22 protein-coding genes and 1 riboswitch are annotated in these 24884 nt (G+C 63.2%); of the genes, 8 read left to right on the top strand and 14 right to left on the bottom strand.

Features of this window, described 5'->3' with window-relative positions; genetic code table 11:
* Positions 1-59 precede the first annotated feature (59 nt).
* The gene (locus tag EK23_RS05075) at positions 60-1646 is read left to right on the top strand and encodes a transglycosylase SLT domain-containing protein (RefSeq protein WP_052807940.1); all 1587 of its coding nucleotides are present in this window, start codon (positions 60-62) and stop codon (positions 1644-1646) included.
* 20 nt (positions 1647-1666) lie between these two features.
* Here the strand turns inward: EK23_RS05075 and EK23_RS05070 are convergent, their stop codons facing one another.
* Both EK23_RS05070 and EK23_RS05065 read right to left on the bottom strand, forming a co-directional pair.
* The gene (locus EK23_RS05070; protein WP_045224207.1) at positions 1667-3043 is read right to left on the bottom strand and encodes a phenylacetate--CoA ligase family protein; all 1377 of its coding nucleotides are present in this window, start codon (positions 3041-3043) and stop codon (positions 1667-1669) included.
* 56 nt (positions 3044-3099) lie between these two features.
* Entirely contained in the window at positions 3100-3588 is a 489-nt protein-coding gene (locus EK23_RS05065) for a low molecular weight protein-tyrosine-phosphatase (protein WP_045224206.1), read from the bottom strand.
* 445 nt (positions 3589-4033) lie between these two features.
* Positions 4034-4112: riboswitch (cyclic di-GMP riboswitch) on the top strand.
* 112 nt (positions 4113-4224) lie between these two features.
* On the opposite strand from EK23_RS05065, the gene EK23_RS21505 reads away from it, so the two are divergent.
* Positions 4225-5145: a VPLPA-CTERM sorting domain-containing protein gene (locus EK23_RS21505; RefSeq protein ID WP_052807939.1), complete on the top strand. Its 921-nt coding sequence runs from the start codon at positions 4225-4227 to the stop codon at positions 5143-5145.
* A gap of 147 nt (positions 5146-5292) precedes the next feature.
* Here the strand turns inward: EK23_RS21505 and EK23_RS05050 are convergent, their stop codons facing one another.
* The gene (locus tag EK23_RS05050; RefSeq protein ID WP_200892093.1) at positions 5293-5946 is read right to left on the bottom strand and encodes a class I SAM-dependent methyltransferase; all 654 of its coding nucleotides are present in this window, start codon (positions 5944-5946) and stop codon (positions 5293-5295) included.
* Positions 5947-5961: 15 nt separating this feature from the next.
* Complete coding sequence (locus EK23_RS05045) at positions 5962-6318, bottom strand: hypothetical protein (RefSeq protein ID WP_045224203.1); 357 nt, start codon at positions 6316-6318, stop codon at positions 5962-5964.
* Between the two features lie 367 nt (positions 6319-6685).
* Between EK23_RS05045 and EK23_RS05040 the strand changes: the two genes are divergently transcribed.
* Positions 6686-7513, top strand: coding sequence for an SDR family oxidoreductase (locus tag EK23_RS05040; protein WP_200892092.1), 828 nt, complete (start codon positions 6686-6688; stop codon positions 7511-7513).
* A gap of 13 nt (positions 7514-7526) precedes the next feature.
* Here the strand turns inward: EK23_RS05040 and EK23_RS05035 are convergent, their stop codons facing one another.
* The 3 genes from EK23_RS05035 to EK23_RS05025 form a co-directional block, all read right to left on the bottom strand.
* Positions 7527-11618 carry a hypothetical protein gene (locus tag EK23_RS05035; protein WP_045224202.1) on the bottom strand — a complete coding sequence of 1364 codons (4092 nt, stop codon included), beginning with the start codon at positions 11616-11618 and terminating at the stop codon, positions 7527-7529.
* Between the two features lie 85 nt (positions 11619-11703).
* Positions 11704-13119 carry a UDP-N-acetylmuramate:L-alanyl-gamma-D-glutamyl-meso-diaminopimelate ligase gene (gene mpl, locus EK23_RS05030; protein WP_438941135.1) on the bottom strand — a complete coding sequence of 472 codons (1416 nt, stop codon included), beginning with the start codon at positions 13117-13119 and terminating at the stop codon, positions 11704-11706.
* A 13-nt stretch (positions 13120-13132) separates the two neighbouring features.
* On the bottom strand, positions 13133-13714 hold the full coding sequence (locus EK23_RS05025; protein WP_200892091.1) for an ankyrin repeat domain-containing protein: 582 nt from the start codon (positions 13712-13714) through the stop codon (positions 13133-13135).
* An 84-nt stretch (positions 13715-13798) separates the two neighbouring features.
* Here EK23_RS05025 and apaG point away from each other — a divergent pair, with 84 nt between their 5' ends.
* From apaG to EK23_RS05005, 4 genes are all read left to right on the top strand, one after another.
* Positions 13799-14176, top strand: a complete 378-nt coding sequence (gene apaG, locus EK23_RS05020; protein ID WP_045224435.1) for a Co2+/Mg2+ efflux facilitator ApaG/CorD — start codon at positions 13799-13801, stop codon at positions 14174-14176.
* Positions 14177-15004, top strand: a complete 828-nt coding sequence (locus tag EK23_RS05015; protein ID WP_045224201.1) for a symmetrical bis(5'-nucleosyl)-tetraphosphatase — start codon at positions 14177-14179, stop codon at positions 15002-15004.
* 137 nt (positions 15005-15141) lie between these two features.
* A complete protein-coding gene (locus EK23_RS05010) occupies positions 15142-15576 on the top strand; it encodes an Hsp20/alpha crystallin family protein (RefSeq protein WP_045224200.1) in 435 nt (144 codons plus the stop codon).
* Positions 15577-15594: 18 nt separating this feature from the next.
* Positions 15595-15990: an Hsp20/alpha crystallin family protein gene (locus tag EK23_RS05005; protein ID WP_045224199.1), complete on the top strand. Its 396-nt coding sequence runs from the start codon at positions 15595-15597 to the stop codon at positions 15988-15990.
* 155 nt (positions 15991-16145) lie between these two features.
* On the opposite strand, the gene EK23_RS05000 is transcribed toward EK23_RS05005, so the two are convergent.
* The 5 genes from EK23_RS05000 to EK23_RS04980 all read right to left on the bottom strand — a co-directional run bounded on the left by EK23_RS05000 (position 16146) and on the right by EK23_RS04980 (position 19906).
* The gene (locus EK23_RS05000; RefSeq protein ID WP_082053980.1) at positions 16146-17117 is read right to left on the bottom strand and encodes a zinc metalloprotease HtpX; all 972 of its coding nucleotides are present in this window, start codon (positions 17115-17117) and stop codon (positions 16146-16148) included.
* 46 nt (positions 17118-17163) lie between these two features.
* Positions 17164-17484: a chaperone modulator CbpM gene (locus tag EK23_RS04995; protein ID WP_045224198.1), complete on the bottom strand. Its 321-nt coding sequence runs from the start codon at positions 17482-17484 to the stop codon at positions 17164-17166.
* Positions 17485-17487: 3 nt separating this feature from the next.
* Positions 17488-18426 carry a DnaJ C-terminal domain-containing protein gene (locus EK23_RS04990; protein ID WP_045224197.1) on the bottom strand — a complete coding sequence of 313 codons (939 nt, stop codon included), beginning with the start codon at positions 18424-18426 and terminating at the stop codon, positions 17488-17490.
* 205 nt (positions 18427-18631) lie between these two features.
* Positions 18632-19234, bottom strand: a complete 603-nt coding sequence (locus EK23_RS04985) for a hypothetical protein (RefSeq protein WP_045224196.1) — start codon at positions 19232-19234, stop codon at positions 18632-18634.
* A gap of 177 nt (positions 19235-19411) precedes the next feature.
* Positions 19412-19906, bottom strand: coding sequence for a DUF1269 domain-containing protein (locus EK23_RS04980; RefSeq protein WP_045224195.1), 495 nt, complete (start codon positions 19904-19906; stop codon positions 19412-19414).
* Positions 19907-20191: 285 nt separating this feature from the next.
* Here EK23_RS04980 and pgaB point away from each other — a divergent pair, with 285 nt between their 5' ends.
* On the top strand, positions 20192-22126 hold the full coding sequence (pgaB, locus tag EK23_RS04975; RefSeq protein ID WP_052807938.1) for a poly-beta-1,6-N-acetyl-D-glucosamine N-deacetylase PgaB: 1935 nt from the start codon (positions 20192-20194) through the stop codon (positions 22124-22126).
* Between the two features lie 120 nt (positions 22127-22246).
* Here the strand turns inward: pgaB and EK23_RS04970 are convergent, their stop codons facing one another.
* Together EK23_RS04970 and argE are read right to left on the bottom strand one after the other, a co-directional pair.
* Complete coding sequence (locus EK23_RS04970) at positions 22247-23647, bottom strand: lipase maturation factor family protein (RefSeq protein WP_045224193.1); 1401 nt, start codon at positions 23645-23647, stop codon at positions 22247-22249.
* A gap of 34 nt (positions 23648-23681) precedes the next feature.
* Complete coding sequence (argE, locus tag EK23_RS04965) at positions 23682-24851, bottom strand: acetylornithine deacetylase (protein WP_045224192.1); 1170 nt, start codon at positions 24849-24851, stop codon at positions 23682-23684.
* Positions 24852-24884: the final 33 nt, after the last annotated feature.

Raw genomic sequence — 24884 nt, 5'->3', positions numbered from 1 at the left:
GGAACACACCATTGAGTCGGCGAAAATCTCTCCCCCGCATCATCTGTTGCGCATCGATTGTGGCGCTTTCTCTCTCCGGCTGTTCCAGCAATCCAAACAAGCTCAAGGGTGAGACAAATTTAACGGATAATGTTCCGCCGGAGTCAACTCAGTCGGGCAAATTCACCGACAATCTCCACTTCAAGAAGAAATCCTCGCGGAGCACCAAGACCGGCGGTTCGTCCAAGTACGAAAACCTTTGGGAGCGCCTGTTCGACCACTACGACCTGCCCGCCGTCAATCATCCGGACATCGACCGCGAATTGGCCTGGTTTGTCGACCATCCGGATTACATCGAACGGGTGCAGAGCCGCGCCGAGCCGTTTCTGTACTCTATCGTAAGGCAGGTTGAGAAGCATGAGGTGCCCGGGGAACTTGCGCTTTTGCCTGTGATTGAAAGCGCTTTCAAACCGCACGCCATCTCCCCGGCTCACGCCGCCGGCATCTGGCAGTTCATACCTTCAACCGGACGGCTCTATGGGCTCAAGAAGAGCCGCTCCTATGACGGGCGCAGAGACGTTTACGCATCGACGCGGGCCGCCATCAAGTACCTGAAGAAACTCCACATGGATTTCGGCGGCGACTGGCTGCTCGCGATTGCCGCCTACAACTGTGGCGAAGGCGCCGTATCCAGAGCCATCCAGCGCAACGAAGCGCGCGGTTTGCCCACGGATTTCTGGTCGCTCAACCTCCCCAGGGAGACACGCACCTACGTGCCGCGCCTGCTGGCCGTGTCCAGAGTCTTCGCCAACGCGGACCGCTACGGGATCGACCTACGGGAAATTCCCAACAAGGCGCTGTTCAAGACCGTGGTGGTGAAGTCGCAACTGGATCTGGCCCTGGCTGCCGACGAGGCCGGCCTGTCGCTGGATCAGATGATGGAATTGAACCCCGGCTTCAAGCACAAGGTGGCCGATGTGCACGGGTCCTATCGCTTGTACGTTCCCGCGCACAAGTACCGCAGCTTCAAGGAGGCGCTGCCGCGACTGGTGGAGGCTGGCATTGGCCACGGCCGCCACAGCGATGTCGAGGACTCGCTGTATCAGGACGATTTGATTACTGCCGCCACCGAGCCGTCAGCGGATGATTCCGGCCGGATCGAGGCGGGAATCGACAGCCATGCGCGCGGCGGTTCAAAAAGTTACCGGAGTTATCGGGAGACCACGCAGGAAGAAACCGCAACGAGCTACCGCGGGAGAATCCACGACCGTTTGCCCATTGCCTCAAAAGGCAACGCCGTCGAGGCGCCGCACAGGAATGTGAACTACACGGTGCAGAAAGGCGATACCCTGTTCTCCATTGCGCGCAAGAACGGCGTTGGCGTGGACGAATTGCGCGAGATGAATCACATGTCCGCCAAGACCCCCGTCAAGTGGGGGCAGCAGTTGGTAATCGGCAAGGAAGTGCCCTCACGCAAAACTGCCAAGGCAAGTCTGGCCGCGAAGGAAGCGCCGTCGCTACGCTACAAAGTCAAGCGGGGCGATTCCCTGTCCGCTATCTCCAAGAAGTTCAATGTCACCCTGGCCGATCTGAGGAAATGGAACGGCGCAGGCGTCGTCAAACAGTTCCGACCGGGTATGGATCTTACCGTGTCCGAGGGCGACTGAACCGCTCCGCCCGGCCGGACTCAGTCCGCAGAGAGTATTTCAAACTGCCGGGGCATCGCCACATGGCTGACCACGTAGCGATGCTTGCCGGAAGCCTCCGGCTCAATGGACTCCACAGACACGACACGAACCCGCGCAGCCTCGCCCACCCGAGCCTGAATTCCCTGGGTAATCGCCACCCGACTGGCCGCATCCCATCCTTCGCCGGGCCGGACCAATACCTCGAAATCTTCCAGCGCGTGCTGAATGATCTTGAACTCGGCAACGCCCAGGGTTTCGCGCAAGACATAGATGAGTGCCAGGCCGTGCAACAATGAACCATCCGGCCGAACCACGAAATCCGTACGACGCCCCATGACATCGCCGAGCACATGCAGGCCACGCCCGCTGGCACAGCCGGCATCCGATCGGCGCACCAGATCACCCGTGCGATAACGGATGAAGGGCTGCACATCCGAGTAGAGATTGGTGATGACTGCCTCACCGTCCTCACCGACCGCCACCTCGCGACCCTCCGCGTCCAGAATCTCCAGAATCACCGACTCACTGCTGAGCAGCATCTGTCCGTCCGGTGACTCCATGGCGATGAGCCCCCCATCGCGGCAGCCATATTCGTTGGCAACCGGCGCGGCAAAGATCTCGCGGATCAACTGCCGCTGGTGCGGGTACAGCGTTTCGCCCGTCGTGTAGACCACCTTGAGCGATGGCAGGCGCAGGATTCTCCGACGGCTGCGCACATGGGCCGCCAACAGGCTCAAGCTGCTGGCGTAACCGTAGATGCAGGAGGGACGCCAGGCCTCGATGGCATCCAGATAGCCGTCCATGCTAGCCGCATTCATGGCGAATGCGTTGAGCATCAATTGATTCAAACTGCGGTCACGCAACGCGCGTACCGCGTCGCTGCGGCTCAGTTCGATGGGTGCTCCCCACAAGAGCAACTCCGGCTCGCCAAAGCGGTGACCCCACCATTCACGTGCGCGGAAGCGGCTTGCCATGTCCGCCGCCTGCCGCCGCTTGCCAAAATAGAAGCGCAATGGCGTTCCGCTTGAGCCGCCAGTGCTGTAGGGAATTGCGCCGCCCGGAGCCTGGTGCCACACCATGGCGTCGCGGTGGGCCGCCGCCTCGGCCTTGTCCATCGTCGGCAGGCGCCGTAACTCCGCGAGCAAATTCCGCGCTTCCAGATCGATTCCGGACGCCTGGATGCGGCCCGCATGCCACGGACTGTGATGGAGGGCGGACTGCAGCAGTGACCTGAGACGATCGGCCTGCAGTGCTTCGATTGCGTTGCGCGACAGCCATTGGCTTGCGCGCATCTGGCTAAGGAATGCAAGCGTAGGCCGGCGGAGCAGGCGCTCGTGCAAAGGCAACAGGATGTGGCGCGCGAGGGCGGACTGCACCTCAGCAGGCCCGTTCCGAAGGCATACGCTTCATCCCTCGCGCGTGTGGCAATTTGTCAGTTCGTGTCGAAGCCTTCCCGCCTGACCCGATCGAGAAAGCCCCGCGAGGCCTGTTCAATCATGTCCAGCACCCGCTCAAAGCCCTGGGGACCACCGTAATAGGGATCGGGAACCTCGCGTGTCTGCAGGGCCGGCGCGTAATCCAGGAAAAACTGCAACTTATGCGTGTGCGGCTTGGGACACATGAATCGAAGTGCGTCATAGTTTTCCTGATCCATCACCAGGATGTGATGAAACCTTGAAAAATCCCCCACAGCGACCTGGCGCGCACGCAGAGGACTGATGTCGATTCCCCGCGCCAGAGCTGCTTTCTGGGCGCGGTGGTCCGGTGGGTTGTTAACGTGGTAAGCGTGAGTGCCTGCGGAATCGATATGAAAAAAATCGGCAACACCTTCATCTTCGACCAGCTTGCGGAAAACGCCTTCCGCCGTGGGCGAGCGGCAGATATTGCCCATGCATACGAACAGTACCTTGATTTGCTCCATAAAGAGATCCGAATGAGATCAGTAGAAATGGTGCGATTGGGAGAAAGCAATTAGATCGTCCCAGGAATCGTGCCGTCAAGCCAGACGCTTGACACCCTTCCAAAGTCGCAGAAAGGCCCTGCTTGCGGTTCATTCTATAACTAAGTCACTCCCTTATCGCGCGCACCGGAAATACAACGCGGCAACAACCCTCAGGGCGCCAGCATTCTGAGCCAGATCCCACAGACTAAGTGATTTCCCACACTTTCGTCCAGTAATAGACTCATAAGCCATTGTTAAACCAGTAGCTGAATATGGCATAGCACATGCTTATGTAGCACCATGTCGTAAGCTGTTGCTCTCAGTTCCTCACTTATGACATTAGGCGTCACGACGCTGCGCTTCGGGAAAGCACAAGGACATAAAGGCTTATAGCCATGGATGGAAGTTGGACCGTCAGCAGGCAGGATGCCAATGCCACACTCGCCGCGAGGCGGGGCCGGAAAGCCACGGGACTTGGGCACCAAGCCAGCCGGGCTGCCTTCCATGTGATGGGGAGGACCGCGACACCACACCTTAGCGGGAGCGGGGCGCCGCGGACATCACTGCCTATGAAAAAAACCAACCACTCATAGCACAGTGACAAGGTAACTATACATGAACAAAAATAGAACTAAACTGGCCAAGGCCATCAGCATGGCTCTCGCCGGCTCCGCGTTATCCGTCGCGGCCATCTCCGATGCTTCGGCGGCCTCCACCACCATGTACAACACTTTCACCACAGCCGCGACGACCGCCACTGATGGCTGGACCCGAGTTTATGACGGAGCAGATGTGGACACTATCGCGACCGGTCCAGAGAGCCAGGGCAACAAAGGCACAGTCCTTCCTTGGCTCGGTACGACAGGCGGCGCTCTTCCGTTCGGGTACGGCGGATCATCGCACCTGAACTGGGCAGTTTCACTTGGAAGTGCAGGCGACTCCGCGGAAATTTCGGCTGCCGATTCCACCAAGTACAACTCCTCGCCTTACTACACCACTGCCGCCGAGATCGACACCGGCGGCGGTGCATGGCGTGACAACGTGACCCCAACCGGTTGGAAACACCAGACCGATATCGGTCTGCTGCAGTCCAATGTGACCCAGTTCGTCCACCTGAACCCGTCAACCTTGGGCGCCCAGAGCCCCACCTTCAGCCGGTTCGGAATCACCGTTTTCGAGGGTATGGACACCAATACCGGCAACTACAGCCACCATGGCGCCTGGAATAATCCCGCAGCGGGACGTCCGTATAACCAGGATAACCCGTTCGGCACAACGGGCCTCACCAACCTGAAATATTCGGATAACGTTGACGCCGTCAACGACTTCGTATTCCTGGCTGAAGCCGGCAAAATCTACTCCATCTATTTGGGCGGCGTCGACTTCTCCAAATGGAATACCGGGGTGGACAACTACAAGCTAGGCATCACCACCTCGGCCGTGCCGGTGCCCGCCGCTGTCTGGCTGTTCGGCAGCGCCCTGGCCGGCATGGGCATCGTCGGCCGCCGCAAGGAAAAGGCCGGCGTGACGGCCTGATTCCCCAACAGCAGGCCTCGTCCTTTGGAACCCGCCACCTTCAGGTCGGCGGGTTTTTCTTTCTCCCGCCCCGCTCAGACCAACCGCGGGGTCAGGTCCCGGTAAGCTCTACCCGGCACGCTGCGCTCAGGGCGAGGAACCCTATGGTTACTGACGCTTCCGCAGCAGAAACACATCCCGCGCCGGCCGCTCCAGCAACAGCCCATACTGCCGGGCGATCCAGTCGAAGCTCGCCTCCGCGTGGAAGCTCACATGGGTGGGATCGTTCTTGTATTGCCAGTTGACGAAGCGCTCGCGGCTGATCACCGGTTGCGTCATGATGCCCAGCCAACCGCCCGGCCGGACCAGCGCCAACATCTTTGCCCATTCGGCCGCCGGTTCGCGAAAATGCTCCACCACTTCCGTGCAGGTCAAAAAGTCGTACTGCCGCGACAAATGGCTTGAATCAGGCGCATAGATCGGATCGTAGGCGGCCACACGCATCCTCGCCTCCTGCAGCATCAGTCCCAAGACCGGGCCCGGACCACAGCCATAATCGAGGCCTTCCATGCCAGGCTTCAAGCGATCGATCAAAGGCTCAGCCAGCCGTGACAGGAATCGCCGGTAGCCTGCATCCTCGGGATGATTCCGATGCAGATCGTATTCCGTCTTCTCCCGCTCGAGCGATACATGGCTGGCCGGGTCCGCGAAGATCAGACGGCACTCGGGACACTCATGAAAGACGCGGTCGCGTTGCTGGAAGAATGCCGGCGCGCTAGTCGAACAGAGCGGACAGGGCAACTGGCTGAACGCTCCGCTCACGGCCCGGTCTCCTCACTATGGCCGGTCGAGCCTGGCATTGATCGCCGTGGCCGGGCCCTGGATCTCACTCAAGGCCGCCTCGAATCGGGCCGGCTGCGCATTGGCCGCCTTCGCGCTGGCCTCGTAGTCTCCATTGGCCTCCTGCACCACGCAGGTGATGTAGGCCTGGGCCCTTTGCTCGAATTTCCGCACCCGCTTGAGACTGGCGTTACAAGCCTCAGCGCCGCTCGATTCGATGGCGGACGGGACTGGCTCCTGGTCGCAGGCCGCGGCGCTCCAATGACCGCCCGACAGGATTCCGGCGTCTACCGACCAGGGCAGCGGCATAATTCCAAACAAGGGCACAAGATAAACAATCATGGTCTTGATCATGCTGAACTCCTCGCTGTTGCTAACCCGGCCCTTAGTGGCCGGGTTAACGCGGGGCCCGGATGCCCCGGCGCGGCCACAGGCCGTGTCAGCCAAGGTCGGGCGCTTACCGACATCGGCGTCGGCCCAAAATACCTGGAGGGTACATTTGGGCCTGATCAATAGTCATGGAGGCACTTTACGGCCTCCTCCCAGGATAAGACGTTCGAGCAGCATAAAATCCCCCTTGTGAGCGGGGACTACTCATCATCAGGAACAGACAAACCGTCGGTCTCAAGGCCGATGTTCCGGAGAGTTCAAGTCGGCCTGCTTGGCTCGGCCGGCGGCGCCCGGTATTCTTGCGGCCAAATCACGATTAGGAGGCTTTCACTTGGAACCCAGGACAGTGCTCATCACGGGCTGCTCGTCGGGCATCGGGCGCTGCGCTGCGGAAATGCTGAAGGCCCGCGGTTACCGGGTCTTCGCCACGGCGCGGCGGACAGAGGATGTGCAAGCTCTGCGCGACGCGGGCTTCGAGGCGATTCAGTTGGACCTGAACGACTCCGCCTCCATCGAAGCGGCCCTGGAGGCCGTGCTGGCAGCCAGCGACGGCAAGCTCTACGCCTTGTTCAACAACGGCGCCTACGGCCAACCTGGCGCCGTCGAAGACCTCTCGCGCGAGTCCCTGCGCGCCCAATTCGAAACCAATGTGTTCGGCACCCACGAACTCACTGCCAGGGTAATTGCTGTCATGCGCCGTCAGGGCGAGGGCCGCATCGTGCAGAACAGCTCCGTGCTGGGCTTCGTCGCCATGAAATACCGCGGCGCCTACAATGCCAGCAAATATGCGCTCGAAGGCCTGACCGACACCTTGCGCCTGGAACTGGCCGGCAGTGGCGTGCATATCAGCCTGATCGAACCGGGCCCCATCCTCACCCGATTTCGGGACAACGCCTTGCGCATGTACCGGCAGCACATCGACGTGGAGGCAAGCGTGCACCGGGAAACCTACCGCGCCATGGAACAACGGCTGCAGACGGAAGGAGCCGCGGTGCCCTTTACCCTGGGCCCCGAAGCCGTCGTCGCCAAGCTCATCAATGCACTGGAGGCCAAGCGCCCCCGCGCGCGCTACTACGTGACCTTCCCCACCTACCTGTTTGCTTTCCTGCGCCATGTGCTGCCGCAGCGGGCGCTCGACGCGATTTTGAGCAGAACCTGAAAGCGGCCAGCGTTCATTCTGTCTCTGACCAACCGGGTTCCGGCGGAGGTGGCGCCGCCTTTTCCGGACGCGCGCGCCACAAACCGCCCGCGGTGAAACAGGCCCATCCCCAGCGCAGCCAGTTGAGCAGGGAATACGCCAGCCACAAGGCCCATAGCAACATGAGCACCCGATAGACCCACAGCGGCGCCGTCAACACCCAGGGCTGCGGCAAGCTGGCCTCGCTCTGATCCTGATACCAATTGAGGGTGTAGGCGTCGGAGTTGTTGCCCGCCACCTGCATGTCCGGCAGGCCGAGCAGCCCCTGCTGCACGGCGTAGAACAGGAACAGCAACGCCACCAGGGTCAGCAGCCCCAGGAGCAGTTGCAGCACGTTGAAGCGCGAGTCGTCCAGCGCCGCCGCCGTTCGTCCCCGCCAGCCCAGCAGCACCAGCCAGGCGATCACGCACGCGGTCCCCGGCAAGGGCACCTGGCTCAGGCCCAACAGGAGCAGGGCCCACTGCCAGGACTTGAGCGGGGTCACGCTTATCCGGCCCAAGCCCAGGGCCACCATGCCGATGACCAGCAGCACGCCCCAGAACAGCACCGCGGGCCCCAGGCGCGGCCCTCCGGCCAACAGCATCCAGCGATCCTGGGGCAGATGCACCGTGATGAAACTGTTGACGCTGGGTAGCCCCAGATTCACTGCGGCCACCGTAAAGCGCTCTCCCAATCCGACTTCTTCTCGCCAGACTAATGCCGCGCTCTGCCGGCCCGGATGGATGGGCAGGGTGACTGACCCGTCCTGCAGCCTGATCGGACGCGGCTGCCCATCAAGCGTGACAGACTGCAACAGGGCTCCCTCTGGCAGCCGGATCACGTGCTGGCCGCCCTGGGAACTACGCAGATCGAGGCTGAGGCTGCTATCGCTGGCGCGTTTACCGGGACTGAGCTGCAATCGGCTGCTCTCGATGGTCAGGCTCTTTCCGGCCACAGCTTCCGGGCGGCTCACGTTCAGGCTGATCGACTCACCCGGCCAGGGCCGCCATTCCGGCAACCAGTTGCCCGCGTTATCAAGCTGATGAACGACCGCAATGCCTTCGCTCTGCACATGCCAGATGGGGCTGAGATCCAGCTTCCAGACCTCGGTCCATTGCGTGGTCTCGGGTGCACGCAGGATGATCTGCGGCCGCTTTTCCAGCATGGACTCCCATTGCAATTCCTGCTGGCCCGGAACCAGGCTGACAGCAATCACGCCATTGCGGACCTGCAAGCCTTGGCTAAGGACTGACTCGCCCTCCAACAAGGGGATTGCGGCCACCGCCGGTGCATCGGCGGGCGTCAAGCGCTGCACGCGCGTGGTGACGCGCCAGTCCAGGCCGATGCGCAGGGTGCGCTGAACCTCCAGGAAGGCCGGCAGCGGCAAAGGCTCCAAGGCAGCGGCTGGCGTCCCCGCCGTCTTGCGGACCCTGGAAAGCTGCAATTGGGCTTCGGGAACGCCGTGTGGGCCCAGGCCCGAGACGGTCCAGCCATTCATCCCCAGCTCGACGCGGTGCGGCCGTAGCGGCAGCGGGATTTGTACCTGCTCGCGAGCTGGCAGTTCGCCCGACAGGGCCACCAGGTGGCGGCCCGGCGCAAGATACAGCCACAACCCACCCTCGGCGGTGCGCCGCACACCCTCGGCGGGGGCGCCATCAACGTTGATCCGAGCAGGAAGCCACTGGCCCTCCTGCGCCGGTAGCGGCACCGCCACGCCCTGCTGCGCATGGACCTCCAACTCCTGCTGCAGGCTTTCGCCATCCGCCCGGAGCTTCAACAGCGGAATCTGGGCGCAGTCCGGCAGACAATCGGGCGCTTGCGTCAAATTCGCCTTCAACTCGTCCAGCAGGGCCTGCGGCGGGAAATCCGCCCGCGCGGGCGGCGTATGCCCGCCTGCCAGCAGCGCAGCCCCAAGGAAGAGGCTGAGCCTGGCGCCGGGGCGTGTCACACGGAACCTCTGGGCCGGGAATCCAGGCAGCACCTCGGTCAGCAGAAGCAAAGCAAGTCCCGACAACGCGGCGACCCGCAGGAACTTGAGGAGCAGTTCCAGCGCCGGCGAAATCAGCCAAAGCCCCACCTCTTGCTCCTGCGTCACTGGCCCGTTCCAGCTCAAGGACACGGTCTTCCAGCGCCATTGCGGCAGGCCGGGACCTGTCTGTGTCACCGCCGACGGATCGATCTCGTTGAAACGTTCCGAGGCGTAATCGGAGCCGTACTCCGACAGCAGGCCGCGCTTGCGCGCCAGTGGCGGGGGAGCTGGCGCCATGACCGGCGCCACCGCATCCGCCGCTTCTTCCAGACTGGCGCCGCCGGCCGCATCGGCCGGTTCGGCTTGCGGGGCCGTCACGCTTGTCCAGGGCAGTTCCAGTTGGGGATAGAGGGCGGTGCGAATCTGCTCGGTCATGAAAGGCAGGCTGATGAACACCAGCCCGAGCAAGGCCAGCACGGCATAGCCTTTACAAAACGCCGCCAGCTTGCCTTCCGGCAGGACCCGCAGCAAGGCGATGGCCGCCAGCAGATTGAGCCAGACAAGTCTCGGCGCCTCCGGCTCGTGCCACAACAGGGTCAGGGTGGCGAGTGCCAACAGCCCCAGCCACCCGTTCCACAGGCGCGCGACCGCCAGGGAAGCGATCAGGACGAGGAACAGGTCCAGCAAGGTCCAGCGGTTCACCCAAGCGTCCGGTACATTGTCGACGCCAGTGGCGGTGAACAGCCGCCAGCCCGGCGGCAGATGCAATTGCGCAGCCACGGAGCTGAAATCCTTGTCCCATCCCGTGGCCGGAAAGCGCCACACGTCCCCTTGCATGCGGCTGTCGGCGGCAAGGCGCAGGTTGCCGCGGCGGACCTCCACGCCGGGTGGACCCTTTTCACTGAGGCGGGTGATGAGTTGAGGGGTACCGTCGATGGCCACCCGTCCCAGTTGCAGGCCGCCCAATACGCTGAGCCGCCAGTCCCGCGTCATGCGGCCATTGATCTCGTCACTCACGGTGAAACCGCGGCCATCGAAATCCAGCCAGAGACTGCGCTGCAGATTCAACGCATCCGGCTCGGGCTCCGGGTCGCCGCGCTGAATCAGGCGGAAGTTCACGGTATCCCCGGCCGCGACCCGATACGCTGGCAAGATCCTCCACGCCTCGGGCAGGTTGGTCTGGTTCGGGTCCAGGGACGTCACCCCCTCCAGTTCGACCACGCGCAGCTGCGGCCGGGCCTGAAACGACCAAATCTCTTCAGGCGGCCACGGCGCGCTGGACTGGGGTAAGGCCAATGCATCCACGGGGCCGGCATGCCGGGCGGTCAGTTCGACCTCCCAGCGCCCGGGGCGCAACTGCAGCCTCAGTCGCCCATCGTTCTCCAAGCGCGTCGGCAGTGCGCTGCGCAGGGACATGCCGACGAAGTTCGCCGGCAAGGCGCCGCTGAGCAGCACTTCCCGGGATTCGCCGGACACATCCAGGTCGAGATGTGTCACCAGCTGGAAAGGAATGTCGTCGAGCAACTGCCGGAATACCTGCACCTCCAATCGATCGACCACGTCCGTACCCTGTCCGCTGCGGGCGCCGGCACCCTCCAGCCACAGCTGTCCCTGCTCGTTGAAGGTGGGCGTAGCGACGGCACGACCCTGGATCGACAAGGCGATCAGACCGCTGCTGCGCGGCACCGGCAGGCTTTCCGGAATCCGGTCCCAAGGCAACTGGCCGCTGATGATGTGATTGCCCGGCGCCAGCAGAATGGCCGGGGCTCCCGCGCGGGCCATGACGCGGCCCGGCCTGCCGTCCACCCGCACCTCTTGCGGCCAGAGCACCGCATCGCCGGGCAAGGACACCCAGCTTTCCGCCTGCACAGACCACTGCATGCGGAACTCGCCGCGGCGCTCGTCGAGGGCAAGCTCCAGCCGCGCCGGCCAGGCGCAGATGCGTTCCTCGGCTGTGTTGTACAGGAAGGGGCAGATGCGGTTCTCGCTGCCGCGCAACACCCAGTCGACCCAGGGCCGCAACTCCGCCGGCAATTTCGCGGGATCCAGCGGTTCGGCACCGACGAACCCGCAGGTCAGCAGCAAAAACCAAAAACCGGTGAACAGACGTCGCATCATCACCCCTACTCCCTTGCACTGGCGCACCGCACGCGTGCGCCGCTGTCGTCTGGAATGGCGCCCGCCGGACGGCCGGCGCCTTGGCTCAGGCTTGCGCCTTGAGGGCGTCCTCCACCTTGCGGTGGATGCCGCCGAAACTGCCGTTGCTCATGAAGATCAGATGATCGCCGGGCCGGCATTCCCCGGTCAGCCACTGCACGATCTCGTCCAGGGAACGCATGATGCCCACGTTCGCGTAACCATCCACCGCAGCCTCCGCGTCCCAGCCCAGGTCGGGCGACTGGTAGATGATGGCCTGGTCGGCGGCATGCAGCGAGGCAGGCAGGGCCTCCGCGTGCACGCCCATGCGCATGGTGTTCGAGCGCGGTTCCAGCACCGCGATGATGCGCTGCTTCTCCACCTTGGCGCGCAGGCCGCCCAGTGTGGTGGCGATCGCCGTCGGATGATGGGCGAAATCGTCGTAGAGGGTGATGCCATTGACGCAGGCCCGCACTTCCAGGCGGCGTTTCACATTGCGGAAACTACCCAGTGCAGCCAGGGCTTGTGCCGCCTCCACGCCCGCGTGGCTTGCCGCCGCAATGGCCGCCAGGGCGTTGCGCACATTGTGCTGGCCGGTGAGTCCCCAGGCCACGGTGCCACAGGCGCTGCCCTCGTGCAGCACCTGGAATTCGCTGCCATCCGGCTTGATCAGGCGCGCCTGCCATTCCCCCTGCCCCTGTTCCGCCAGCGCAGTGCGCTCCACCTTGGTCCAGCAACCCATGCGCAGGGTCTCGGCGAGGTTCTCGTCATCCGCCGGCGCGATGATCAAGCCGTTGCCCGGAATCATGCGCACCAGGTGGTGAAACTGGCGCTGGATGGACAGCAGGTCGGGAAAGATGTCCGCGTGGTCGTACTCCAGATTGTTGAGGATGACTGTGCGCGGACGGTAGTGAAGAAACTTGGAGCGCTTGTCGAAGAAGGCGGTGTCGTATTCGTCCGCCTCGATGACGAAATACGGCGAGCGTCCCAAGCGCGCCGACACGCTGAAATTGATGGGAATGCCGCCAATCAGGTAGCCCGGCCGCAAGCCTGCCTGGTCGAGTATCCACGCCAGCATGCTGGCCGTCGTGGTCTTGCCGTGGGTGCCCGCCACCGCCAGGACCCACCGGTCCTTCAGGACTGCCTCGTAGAGCCAGCGCGCGCCGGAGGTGTAGGCCAGCCCCATGTTGAGCACTTCCTCCACTTCCGGATTGCCGCGCGAAAGCGCATTGCCGATGATCACGAGGTCGGGACGGGATTCCAGGTTTTCCGCGCGGTAGCCCTCGAACAACTGGATACCCTGCTCCTGCAGTTGAGTGCTCATGGGGGGATACACGTTCTGGTCGGACCCCGTAACCTTGTGGCCCAGTTCGCGGGCCATCAAGGCCAACCCACCCATGAAGGTCCCGCAAATGCCCTGTATGTGAATGTGCACGTCTGTCGTCACCTCGTGTAATTTATTGCTGTTGACTGTGTCTGGCATGGGCATTGACATCCTATTTGGCCTCTTCCTCTTTGGCAGCCTCTTCGCCTTCCGCGGGCTTGTCCGCTTCCGCTTCGCCTTCTTTCGCATCACCCGGTTCCTGAGCCGGTTTCTCGGCGGCCGCCCCTTTGGCCCCCGCCTGTTCGAGCAGGGAAGCAACCCGGCCATTGCGCGACTTGTTGGCCTTGTCCAGGGCCGTCGCGCCGCCCTTGTCGGCGGCGTTCAGGTTGACGCCGGCGGCGATGAGCGCCTTTACCACACCCTCGAATCCATTGCTCGCCGCATCCATCAGTGCCGTAACGCCACGCGCATCCGCGGCATTGGGGTCGGCGCCGAAAACCAGGAGTTTGCGCACGATGCGCACATTACCGGCGAAGGCGGCGGCCATCAGCGGCGTCCTTTCTGTCGCGTTCTTGGCGTTGACGTCCGCCCCCTGCGCCAGCAGGGCGTCCACCCGCTCCACTTGCCCGGCCGCCGCCGCCGCAAACAGCTCCGTGCCACCCGCCGCGGGAGCCGCCTCCTCCGCACCGGCCGGCCATGACAGGCCCAAGCAAGCCGCCAGGAAAATCCGCCTTAGCATATCATTTCCGTCCATACGCTCCCCGTGCGGCGCATAGCCAGCCGCGCGCGCTTGCGATTACACTATCCCCGTTCCACGCCATCTCCGTTGCTCCTGACCATGAACAAGAAATACTCCATCGAAGTCGACGCGACCACCAGCTTTCTGGAGGCCCAGTCCGAACCCGAGGCCGACCGGTACGTTTTCGCCTATACCATCACCATCCGCAACAACGGCCAGCAGCCGGCAAAGCTGCTCAACCGCCACTGGATCATCACCGACGCCAACGGCAAGGTCCAGGAAGTGCGGGGCGAGGGCGTGGTGGGCGAGCAGCCTTATCTATCCCCCGGCGAGTTTTTCCGCTACACCAGCGCAGCCATGATCGAGACGCCGGTGGGCACCATGCGCGGCGAGTACGACATGGTCTCCGACGAGGGCGAGCGATTCGAAGCCGCGATTCCCGCCTTCACCCTCGCGGTGCCCCGCACGCTGCACTGAATGGCCGATTACGCCATCGGCGACGTGCAAGGCTGCTTCGCTGAACTGCAATGCCTGCTGGAGCGCATCGCGTTCGACCCGGCCCGTGACCGCCTCTGGTTCACCGGCGATCTGGTCAACCGCGGGCCGCAATCCCTGGAGACCCTGCGTTTCATCAAGCAACTGGGCGAAGCCGCCGTCTCCGTGCTGGGCAACCACGACCTGCATCTGCTGGCGGTGGCCTGCGGCGTCTCGCGCACCAAGCGCAAGGACACCTTCGAAGCACTGCTGGCCGCGCCGGACCGGGACGAACTTCTGGAATGGCTCCGGCGGCTTCCCTTGATGCGGGCTGCAGACGGATTTTACCTGATTCACGCCGGCCTGCCGCCCCAGTGGGACACGGACAAGGCCCTCAGCCTGGCCCATGAAGTCGAAGCCGTGCTGCAGGGCGCGCATTGGCGGGATTTCCTGGCTCGGATGTACGGCAATGAACCCGACACCTGGTCCGAACACCTGAGCGGCTGGGATCGCCTGCGCTTCATCACCAACTGCTTCACCCGCATGCGCTACTGCGACGCCCACGGCGCCCTGAACTTCCATGAGAAAGGCCGCCCCAGCTCGCAAGCGGCCGGACTGATGCCCTGGTTCCAGGTGCCGGGACGCAAAAGCGAGGGTTCACGCGTCCTGTTCGGCCACTGGTCCACCCTGGGATTTTACGAGCAGAGCGCCTGCATCGGCCTGGACACCGGATGCCTGTGGGGCGGCGAACTTACCGCGCTGCGCCTGGAGCCGAATTCGACGCAGCGCATCTCCGTGAGTTGCCGCGGCCACGCCCGGCCAGGCGCCTAGCCCCCACCCTCGTCCGATCCTCCAGGCCGCGGGCCCCGCACAGAGACTTTCCCGGCCCCGGCACCTCTTGAAATTCGCCGCTTCACCCCCATAAGGATAAGTGGAATCGACCAGCAGCACGCTGAAGGAGGTGCATCATGTTAGGCAATCTAACAAATCTTGAAAGCAGCCTGTTCGATCAGTTCAGGCGCATGGAAGAGGAGATGGACGAGATCTTTGGCCGGCTCCCCGGCATCCGTTCCGCAGCACGGGGCAGTTTCCCTCCGGTCAACGTCGGAGTGACGCCGGAGAAAGTCGATGTCTATCTGTTCAGCCCCGGCTTGGAGACTGACTCACTGGATGTCTCCATCCAGCAGAACGTCCTCACCGTGGCGGGTCAACGCAAGGCAACAGCGGCGGAAAATGCCAAGTTCTACCGCCGTGAGCGCTTTGCCGGTGAGTTCCGGCGCGTCATTACCCTGCCGGACGATATCGATCCGGAGCAGGTGACGGCCCAATACACCGACGGCGTGCTCCATGTCGCCGTGCAGCGCCGCGAATCGTCCAAACCCAGACAAATCCAGATCCAGTAAGGACTGAGGAGGTGCGTCATGACCGAGAGCAAAGACATCGCCGAAACCCCCAAGAAGGCCGTGGCCGAAGCCCGCGAGAAACCCATGGTGCTGCAGCCTCCCGTGGACATCTGCGAGGATGCGGACGGCATTACCCTGGTGGCCGACATGCCGGGCGTGTCCCGCGAGCGGCTGAGCATTCAGGTGGACAAGGACACCCTCTCCATCGAGGGCGAAGCTAGGATCGACATGCCGGAAGGCATGAAGCCGCTCTACGCGGATATCCGCTCGACTCGCTACCGCCGCAGCTTCGCTCTCAGCAGCGAACTGGACGCGGACAACATCGAGGCCTCACTCAAGGACGGCGTGCTCAGCCTGCGCATCCATAAACGGCCCGAGTCGCGCCCGCGCAAGATCGAGGTCGCCGTCCACTGACGCCCGGCGCCTCTCAGGCTCTTCGACAGCCCCCCGCTGATCGCGGGGGGTTGCATTTCAGAATTCGCTACGCGAGCAATACATCCCCATCCCGACGAACCTGCCGAAGCAAGCCTCGCGGCGAGGAGACCGCTGAGCCCGTAGTCAGTTACCCGTCAGTACCATAATCCGCCGACGCGCCACCTGGGCGCGCGCCTGACTGGTCCGAGGCGTAGCGGCAGGAGGTCGACCAGATCGCGCAGGGAGAGCTCGGGCCGGTAGACTTCGACCATCGAGTGGATGCGCGCGATGCGTTCGGATGTCTCCGGGTGGGTGCGCAGCAGGGATGGCACGGGCACGCGCCGGCCGGGCAGAAAAATGCGTTCGAAGAAGCCCGCGCCCTGGTATTCGATTTTATTGAGTGCCGAGATATAAGCCCCCGGATCACCGGTCAGGCGCACCGCCTCCAGATCCGCATCGAACTCCCGCGTCCTGGACAACGCCATCTGCAGCAGACCGCTCAGGCTGGGCGCCGCCATCAAAATCAGGATCAACAGCCAGGGAACCGCCATGCCTTGCAGGAAAAACACCGGCAGGCTCACCAGCAGCAGGATCTGCCCCACCCAGGAAAACGCCTGGGTCAGACGGCTCACCACGTCCGCCAGCCCCATGACCGTCAGGTCGCGGTTACGGATATGCCCAATTTCATGGCCGAGCACGCCGGCCAATTCGCACCTGTTGAGGCTGCGCAGCAGTCCATCGGTCAAACCGATGACCGGGCGGCCGTCAACATTCAGGGCGAAGGCATTCAACATCGAACTGGGCACGTAGAACAGTCTCGGCAGCGCGGGCAATTCGGCGCGTTCAGCCAACTGGCGCACGGTGCCATAAAGTCCGGGGGCCTCGGCGGGCATCAGGGGCGTCGCGCGATACATGCGCAGGACGATCAAGGGCCCCAGACGCCGGCCAGCCAGGAAGGAGATCAGACCGAGCATCAGTGCCCAGACAATGCCGGCGAGACCTGCAATCACAAATCCCAGCAAAGCCAGGAATCCCAGCAGCCCGGCGGCGAGCAGCACGGTCTGGGTCAGGTTGGAAAGCCTGTGGCTGCGCAGGGCTTCAGGCTTGAGGCGCACGGATCTGAACATACTGGTCATCCCCGCTTATCTCCCGCCAAAGATGCGGCGAGTCCTCCTAAGCGCTCGGGAGTCGCGCGCGCAGGGCGCGCATCTCCGTCTCCAGCCCCTGAATCCGTTCCAGCAGTTGCAGCACCAGGGCCAGACCATGAGGCTCCAGTTCGAAATCCCGCCGCAGACGGCAGGCCCTTTGCAAAACGAACAAGCGATCGGCGCTGAAACGCCAGGGTGTGACCGCGAGGTTCACCGGCGCCACCAGGCCTTCGTCCACCCAGTCACGCAGTTCCCCGGCCGTCAAACCGGCCAGTTCTGCCAGTTCCTCCAGGGAAAACTCGTAATGCTCATGCAGCCAGAAGGCTTCGGAAAGTCCGCTCGGCATGATTCATCTCCGCTGAAAATGCTCCCTCGGATTGAACTTGGAATGCTCCGCCCAGTTCTGCAGGAGCGCCTTTTCCTTCTCGCTCACCGCAGCGGGCACGACGATCTGCGTGATCGCATAAAGACTCCCGGCACCGGAATGGGGCCGCGGAAGGCCGCGGTCGCCGATGCGCAACTGCTGCCCCGCGCGCGTGCCGGGGGGCACCTTGAGACGCACGGCGCCGCCCAGGGTCGGCACCTCCACGGTGGTTCCGAGGATCGCTTCCCAGGGAGCCAGGGGCAGATCGATGTAAAGGTCGTGGCCGCTCACCCGGAACAGGGGATGGGGCGCAAGACTGATGGTGATGTACAAATTTCCGTCAGGCCCACCGTTGCTGCCCTTGCCACCCTTGCCGGACAGGCGCAGCCGCTGGCCCTCGGTGGCCCCCTTGGGTATCCGCGCCTTCACGGTCTTCGGGCGATGGTGGACTGCGCCGCGCTCGTCTCGCTCCGACACGTTGAGGTTCAAGGTCAACTCTGTCCCGGCGTAGGCGTCCTCCAGGGAAATACGCGCGTTGAATTCGTAATCCTGACCGGGCATGGGCACCTTGCTTCTGGAGCGCGAATCGCGGGCATTGCGCCCGGTGAAAGAGGCGAACAGATCCGCCAGGTCCAGATCCTCGAAGGTGAAGGGCGCATCGGAGAAACGCTTTTCCCAATCCGGCGGCGGCTTGAAATCCTGACCGGGCTGATAGCTGCCCAACTGGTCGTAGGCAGCACGCTTCTCCGGATCCTTCAAGGTCTCGTAGGCTTCCGCGACCTCCTTGAAGCGCTCCTCGGCATTCCTTTCCTTCGAGACATCCGGGTGAAACTTGCGCGCAAGCCTGCGGTAGGCCTTCTTGATCTCCTCGGCCGAGGCCTTCCGGTCCACGCCCATGATCTTGTAATAGTCTTTGTACTTCATCGGCCGCCCACGAACCCCCACGCCAGACGAATCAGAGTTCCTGATCTGGATATAAGCGCTGACTGCGCGAATCTCAAGTGCGGGAAGCCCGGCCGCTGCGGGAATGATGCATATCAGCCCAGACGGCCGTCACCAGCGCGCCGCCCGGGCTATCATCGAGCGAATGCAAGGGTGTCGCCTGCCCAGGAGCCGCGGTAAGTCCCCGTCACTCCATGCTGGCTTTCAGGATCTTCTCGAAGGCTTCGGCGTAACCCTGAATGCGCTCCGCCTGATCCAGGCCGTTGATGATGCGGCGCGCATTGCGATAGTCACACTTGGCGTCGGTGATGTAATCGGACAGCTTCTTGCCGGTAAAGGCGCCGTTGCGCATGCCATAGGACATGATGCGGTAGGCGATGTCCGGGACCAAGGCGTTGTCGGGCTTGTCCACCAGATTGTCCTCCGGTGCCAGCCCCAATGCCTTGCTCAGCCGGGCATAGTTGGCGAGGCCCGTGATCTGGACATAGCCGCGCCCGCGGTATTTCCAGCCGTCCCCCGGCTGCTTGTTGCCGAGGCCGGCGCCCAATTTGGTATTGGCCTCGTACTTGTCGAAATAGGACCGATTGCCGCGCTCCACGATAGGTCGCCAGGTATCCGCACACTCGTGCTTCACTGTCGCCAGCATGTAAGCGGCCCACTGCAGGCTGGTGATCTGCGCGTCCGCCTCGAGTTGGCGGCCCAACAACTCGATCCCTGTCACCGTCTCCTGCTTCATGCGTCCAAAAGCCTGGCGGTAACCGTCAAAGAACTTGGCATGATTGACCGGCATAGCGAACCTCCACGTAATTGAATTCCATGTGTGCAGCCAGGAGGAACTCTAAAGGCGAGACCCGGGACTTGGCAAGACCTGGGTCACAGGTTTTCTGAGCGCATTGCGGCCCTGACGGAAGCCTTCGACCCGACTGGCGTAAACACGGCAGCAATGCCCTGCGCCCAAGCGGCGGATTCAGCTTGCCTTACTTGCATCCAGCGCGGCCTGCAGCTTGGCTTCGTCATCGTGGGACAAGGAAGTCTGGATCACTTTGCCCCCCGCACCCCGCAGTTCCTCCAGGACCTTGTCGACGGTGGCCTTCCTGACCAGCACGAACAGGGCGGACGAACCTGGCATCAGGGTTTTGGCAAGTTCCTTCATGAAGTTGTCGTTGATACCGACATCGCTCAAGGTTCCCGAAATAGCCCCGGCTCCTGCGCCTACGGCGGCACCCAGGAGGGGGTTCATGAAGATCAGACCGATCAGGGCGCCCCAGAAGCCACCGCCGATCGCGCCGGCCGAGGTAAGGTCGAAAACCTGATTCAGCTTGACCTTGCCGTCGGCCTGCCTGATGGCCACCACCGCATCCTCGAGGTCGACCAGGTACTCCCGCTGCATCTTCAGGAACTTGAGGCGCACTTCCTCGGCCTGGTAGGGTTGATCGTAGGCAATCACGATAAGCTCACTCATGTTTCCTTACCTCTCTCTGATTGATTTTGTTGCTTGCGTTTCAGACACCTGACTGAATCCGGCCCGCCTACTGGCTGCCGACTGGGGGCCAAGCCGCGGTTTGGCCCAAGCGATTATACGGACGGTCCATTGGCCCGCGCCAGCGCGCTCACAGGGCTTGCACTTCTGCAAGTTCGAAGATTCCGGCTATAGTAGGGCGTCCACACCGCCGCCTGCGCAGGGAATCGACACTGCATCCCGCTCATGGGCGGTAATCCCTATCCAACAACTTCAAAAATCGACGCCATGCGCGTATTGCACGCCGCCCTGATCCTATTGCTCACCGCGAGTCTCGCCGGGATTGCCCGCGCCGCCGATAGCTTCATCGTACTTTCCTATCACGAGGTCGAGGATGTGGTCCCCAAGGAAGAAACGCTGGGGCGCACCGTGGTCAGCCACGACAATCTCAAGGCTCAGTTCGCCTGGCTCAAACAGAATGGCTACCACGTCATAAGCGTGCAAAACCTGCTCGACGCCAAGGCGGGCAAGGGAAAATTGCCGGAGAAGGCGGTGCTGCTCACCTTCGACGATGGCGACGTCAGCTTCTATACCAAGGTTTTCCCCTTGCTCAAGCAGTACCGCTATCCGGCCATGATCGCCCTGGTCACCAGTTGGATGGACATTCCCCCGGGCCAGTCCTTCGTTTACGACGAGGGCGAGGAACCCTGGAAGCGAGAGCGCTTTTTGAGCTGGGCCCAGGTCAAGGAATTGGTGCAATCAGGCCTCGTCGAAGTGGCTTCCCACACCCATGCGATGCATAAGGGCCTGGTCGGCAATCCGCAGGGCAATACCCAGCCCGCCGCCGTGACCCGGCAGTACGACGCGACCCGCCACGCCTACGAGGACGAGAAAGCCTACCTGCAGCGCGTGCGCCAGGATCTGCACGACAGCGCCAAGGACATCCAGCAGCATCTCGGTGTCCGACCACGCGCCGTGGTCTGGCCCTATGGCGAGTTCAACCAGGCCCTGATGGAAAGCGCCAAGGGCGAAGGCATGGTGCTGGGCTTCCAGCTCGGGGACAGCCGCAACACGCTCAATGATCTGAGCGCCATCAAGCGCCTGCTGGTAGCGGAGAATCCGGATATCGAGCAATACGCCAATGTCGTGACGACAATGCGCGCCGGCCGGCCGGTGCGGGTGATGCACGTGGACCTGGATTATATCTACGATCCAGACCCCGCTCAGACCGAGAAGAATCTGGGCTTGCTGCTGGATCGCATGCACAAGATCCACCCCAACACGGTCTACCTGCAGGCCTTCGCCGACCCGGACGGTGACGGCAACGCCGATGCCCTGTACTTTCCCAACCGGCACCTGCCCATGCGCGCCGACTTGTTCAACCGCGCCGCCTGGCAGATCAAGACGCGCCTGAGGGTCCGGGTCTATGCCTGGATGCCGGTGCTGGCCTTTCAGGTCAAGGCCCCACCTGACTGGCGGGTGCAGGAGTGGAAGGACGGCAAGCCGCAGCCGGGCAGTCATATCTACCAGCGGCTCTCGCCATTTCATCCGCAAGCGCGCCGTGTGATTGGCGAGATATACGAAGACCTGGCCAAGCATGCCCATTTCGGCGGGTTGTTGTTCCACGATGACGCCATCCTGTCGGACTTCGAGGACGTGAGCCCCGCCGGCATGACGGCTTTGAAGCAAGCCGGGCTGCCACGGGATTTCGAGACCCTGCACGGTACCGCCGCCATGCGCATGCAATGGGCGCAGTTCAAGACCAAGGCCCTGGACGACTTCACGCTGGAGTTGGCCAACAAAGTGCGCTACTGGCGTCCGGACCTGCGCACGGCGCGCAACCTGTATGCCCTGCCCCTGCTCAAACCCTACTCCGAAGAATGGTACGCGCAGAACTTCGATTCAGCCCTCAAGACCTACGATTACGTGGCCATCGAGGCGATGCCGCTGATGGAGGAAGCAGCCAACCCGGACGCCTGGCTGACGGAGCTGGTGCTGAAGGCGGCGTTGCACCCGGAGGGCTTGGCCAAAACCGTGTTCGAGCTCCAGGGCGTGGACTGGCGGAATCACAGCGACATTCCCATGGACCTGTTTGCCGGACAATGGCGTCGAGTGGAGGAACTGGGGGGTCGGCACATCGGCTATTACCCGGACAACGTGTTCCGCGATCAACCCAAGGCCGGCGTGCTGAAAGACCTGTTTGCCCTACCGGTCATGCCGTAGCCGGCCCCCACCGGTTAGTGCGGCATGTGAGCTCGCCTGCAAGGAGCTGAAGTCTGCGTGGCATGCCAACCACCAGATTACCCCTGACCCAAGCGTCTGACCGCGCTGTCTGGGTCACGGTCATTCAGGCGTCAACCGGCCCAGAAGCGAGCGACGCCAGATAGCACCATCGCGCCCGCGCTCCTCTGGTGCCGTGAATTCATAGCGGTAGATGCTCAAGCGGAGATGGCGCGGCGGCGCGCCGGGAAACGGATTGTCCGCAAGCAGGCCGATCACCGGCGCGGAACCCGCCTTCAATCGCTGCAGGAAATTTGCGAGCCATTCACTGCGGCGGGGATCGCCCAGGGCGGCGAACCACATCTGCCAGTCCAGCCGCGGCTGGTGGGGGATATTCCAGGCCAGCGGCCGCGCCGGGTCGCCTGGCTTGTAGGGAAATGCGTAAGGCAGCCAGTCGATCCCGTCTCGGGAACCCTCCACGATGATCTCGCGGCGCTCCGTCGTCATGACGGCGAACGGCCCATAGCCGTTGACCATGCCCCAATTGGAGGCCAGGCGGGCGAGTGCGTAGAGGGGTTGAACCGGCGGGCGCCGGTTGATGTCCATCCATAGCCTGAGGGCGCAGACAGTCAGGATCAAGGCCGCCAGCGTGCCGATCAGATAAGTGGCGAGCCGTCCCGGAGCATCTGTTGAACCTGCGTGAGCTTCAGAAATCCTGGCTCCCAGAGGGCGGCGAAGATTGCCGTCATCGAGCAGGAATACGCACAGAGCGATGGTCAGCAGGTTGAAGAAGGTGTAATTGCCGGTGAGGATGATGGCCCCTTGCAGGGCCACGAAACACACCGCCGCCACCAGCCTCCCCCGGCGTCCGCAGAACACCAGGAATGGCACGGCCAGTTCGATGACGAACACGGCGACCGTAGCCGCCTGCAGCCAGGCTGCAGGCGCATGGTGGGCATACCAGGCCAGGGGGCTGGGCAGGGGCTGGGTTTCGAAGTGGTAGTTCAGGGCGGTCAGGTTGCGCCAGGTGGGGTCGCCACTGGCCAGCTTGACCACGCCTCCCATGAACATGAAGCGGAACAGCAGCCAGCGATACAGCCAGACCGCGATAGACGGCGCGAGGCGCAGGAACAGGGCAAGAAAGCCGGACTCCAGCAGCAGCATGTCCCATTGGAAGGACGTGAAGTCCTGCCCCACCGATACCAGCGAGAGATAGAGCCCGTAGCAGAGCAGCAGCGCCACGCGCTCGAACACATTCAGCAGCAGGGCCAGGGCCGCCGCCATGCCGACATAGCATGCATCCATCAGCAGGTCGTCGGATACGCCCAGCCAGAACAGCGTGGGCAATTCGAGCCAGGCCGCCCCGCCCCAGCGCGCCCTGGCGGCATCCAGGAACTCGGCCGCCGGCAGGATGCCTTCGGCGCCGATCAGGCCGTTAATCTGAGCAGAGAGGGATGCGAAAGCGGCGAAATAGATCAGCGCCAGCAGGCGCAGAAAGATCCACGCAGCGAGTGGCCCGGTCATGGCGATGCGCTTGCCCCAGGCATCGGGCCGTGTTTCAGGAAGGCACGTCCACGCAGAAGCGCTGGATCAGTCGGCTCAGCAGATCCACGGTCGGCGCGATGCGGTCCAGGCTGAGGAACTCGTCCGGCTGATGGGCCTGTTCGATGTCGCCCGGCCCCCACACCACGGTCTCCGTGCCCAGCAGCGACAGGAACGGGGCTTCGGTGCCAAAAGCCACGGAGCCCGCCGCCTGGCCGGTCAATTCCTCGAAGCTGCGCACCAGAGTCGCGTCAGCCGGCGTCTCGAAGGGCGGCAGCCCCTCGAAAAGCGGCGATACCTCCAGGCGCAACCCGGGATACTCCGCCACGACCCGCGCCAGGCGCTCGGCCATGGCATCGCGCAGTGCCTGCGGCTGCATGCCCGGCAGCGGGCGGATGTCGATCTGGGTCTCGCAATGGGCGCAAATCCGGTTGGGATTGTCGCCGCCGTGGATGGAGCCGAGGTTTAAGGTGGGCACCGGGATATGAAACTGTGGATTGCGGTAACGCGCCTGCAACTCCTGCCTCCAGGCAAGCAACTCCCGGAGAGCTGCCTGCATGCCTTCGATGGCATTGGCGCCCAGGGAAGGGTCGCTGGAATGGCCGGCGTGCCCGAAAATACGGATGCTCTCCATCATCACACCCTTGTGCATGCGCACCGGCCGCATCCCGGTGGGCTCGCCGATCACAGCGTAGCGACCGGGCCTGAGTTGGCTGGCCAGCAACGACCGGGCGCCGGACATGGAACTTTCCTCGTCGGCGGTGGCCAGTAGGGTCAACGGATGGCGCAACGCCTTGGCCTCGAAACGGCGCGCCGCCGCGATGGCCACGGCGAAAAAGGCCTTCATGTCGCAACTGCCAAGACCGTACAAGCGCCCATCGCGTTCCAGGCCGGCGAAGGGGTCCATGGACCAGGCGCCCTCGTCGAAGGGCACCGTGTCGCTGTGACCCGCGAGGACCAGGCCTTCTCCGGCTTCACCTGTTCCGCCCAACCGGGCCAGCAGGTTGGCCTTGTTCTGGGAAACCGGCAGCACCTCCACGGCAAATCCCAGGGACTCCAGCCATCCTGCCAGAAGGTGGATAACCTCAAGATTGCTCTGGTCCATCCGCGGGTCGGTGCAACTGACGGAGGGCCGTGCGATGAGGGCGCGGATCATGGGGATGACTTCAGGTACGAGCGGGGACATCAAGACTCCGTGACGAGCTGGGATAAGGTTTGA

Source organism: Methyloterricola oryzae (assembly GCF_000934725.1).
Lineage (GTDB): Bacteria > Pseudomonadota > Gammaproteobacteria > Methylococcales > Methylococcaceae > Methyloterricola > Methyloterricola oryzae.
The sequence above is the reverse complement of the archived record's forward strand: the minus strand, read 5'-3'. Positions and strand labels throughout refer to the sequence as shown.

What these genes read in the sequence shown, in the direction of transcription:
- EK23_RS05065 (WP_045224206.1), bottom strand. Translation starts at nt 3,588, where the DNA reads ATGGAGCAAATCAAGGTACTGTTCGTATGCATGGGCAATATCTGCCGC.
- EK23_RS21505 (WP_052807939.1), top strand. Translation starts at nt 4,225, where the DNA reads ATGAACAAAAATAGAACTAAACTGGCCAAGGCCATCAGCATGGCTCTC.
- EK23_RS05045 (WP_045224203.1), bottom strand. Translation starts at nt 6,318, where the DNA reads ATGATCAAGACCATGATTGTTTATCTTGTGCCCTTGTTTGGAATTATG.
- EK23_RS05035 (WP_045224202.1), bottom strand. Translation starts at nt 11,618, where the DNA reads ATGATGCGACGTCTGTTCACCGGTTTTTGGTTTTTGCTGCTGACCTGC.
- mpl (WP_438941135.1), bottom strand. Translation starts at nt 13,119, where the DNA reads ATGCCAGACACAGTCAACAGCAATAAATTACACGAGGTGACGACAGAC.
- EK23_RS05025 (WP_200892091.1), bottom strand. Translation starts at nt 13,714, where the DNA reads ATGGACGGAAATGATATGCTAAGGCGGATTTTCCTGGCGGCTTGCTTG.
- apaG (WP_045224435.1), top strand. Translation starts at nt 13,799, where the DNA reads ATGAACAAGAAATACTCCATCGAAGTCGACGCGACCACCAGCTTTCTG.
- EK23_RS05015 (WP_045224201.1), top strand. Translation starts at nt 14,177, where the DNA reads ATGGCCGATTACGCCATCGGCGACGTGCAAGGCTGCTTCGCTGAACTG.
- EK23_RS05010 (WP_045224200.1), top strand. Translation starts at nt 15,142, where the DNA reads ATGTTAGGCAATCTAACAAATCTTGAAAGCAGCCTGTTCGATCAGTTC.
- EK23_RS05005 (WP_045224199.1), top strand. Translation starts at nt 15,595, where the DNA reads ATGACCGAGAGCAAAGACATCGCCGAAACCCCCAAGAAGGCCGTGGCC.
- EK23_RS05000 (WP_082053980.1), bottom strand. Translation starts at nt 17,117, where the DNA reads ATGTTCAGATCCGTGCGCCTCAAGCCTGAAGCCCTGCGCAGCCACAGG.
- EK23_RS04995 (WP_045224198.1), bottom strand. Translation starts at nt 17,484, where the DNA reads ATGCCGAGCGGACTTTCCGAAGCCTTCTGGCTGCATGAGCATTACGAG.
- EK23_RS04990 (WP_045224197.1), bottom strand. Translation starts at nt 18,426, where the DNA reads ATGAAGTACAAAGACTATTACAAGATCATGGGCGTGGACCGGAAGGCC.
- EK23_RS04985 (WP_045224196.1), bottom strand. Translation starts at nt 19,234, where the DNA reads ATGCCGGTCAATCATGCCAAGTTCTTTGACGGTTACCGCCAGGCTTTT.
- EK23_RS04980 (WP_045224195.1), bottom strand. Translation starts at nt 19,906, where the DNA reads ATGAGTGAGCTTATCGTGATTGCCTACGATCAACCCTACCAGGCCGAG.
- pgaB (WP_052807938.1), top strand. Translation starts at nt 20,192, where the DNA reads ATGCGCGTATTGCACGCCGCCCTGATCCTATTGCTCACCGCGAGTCTC.
- EK23_RS04970 (WP_045224193.1), bottom strand. Translation starts at nt 23,647, where the DNA reads ATGACCGGGCCACTCGCTGCGTGGATCTTTCTGCGCCTGCTGGCGCTG.
- argE (WP_045224192.1), bottom strand. Translation starts at nt 24,851, where the DNA reads ATGTCCCCGCTCGTACCTGAAGTCATCCCCATGATCCGCGCCCTCATC.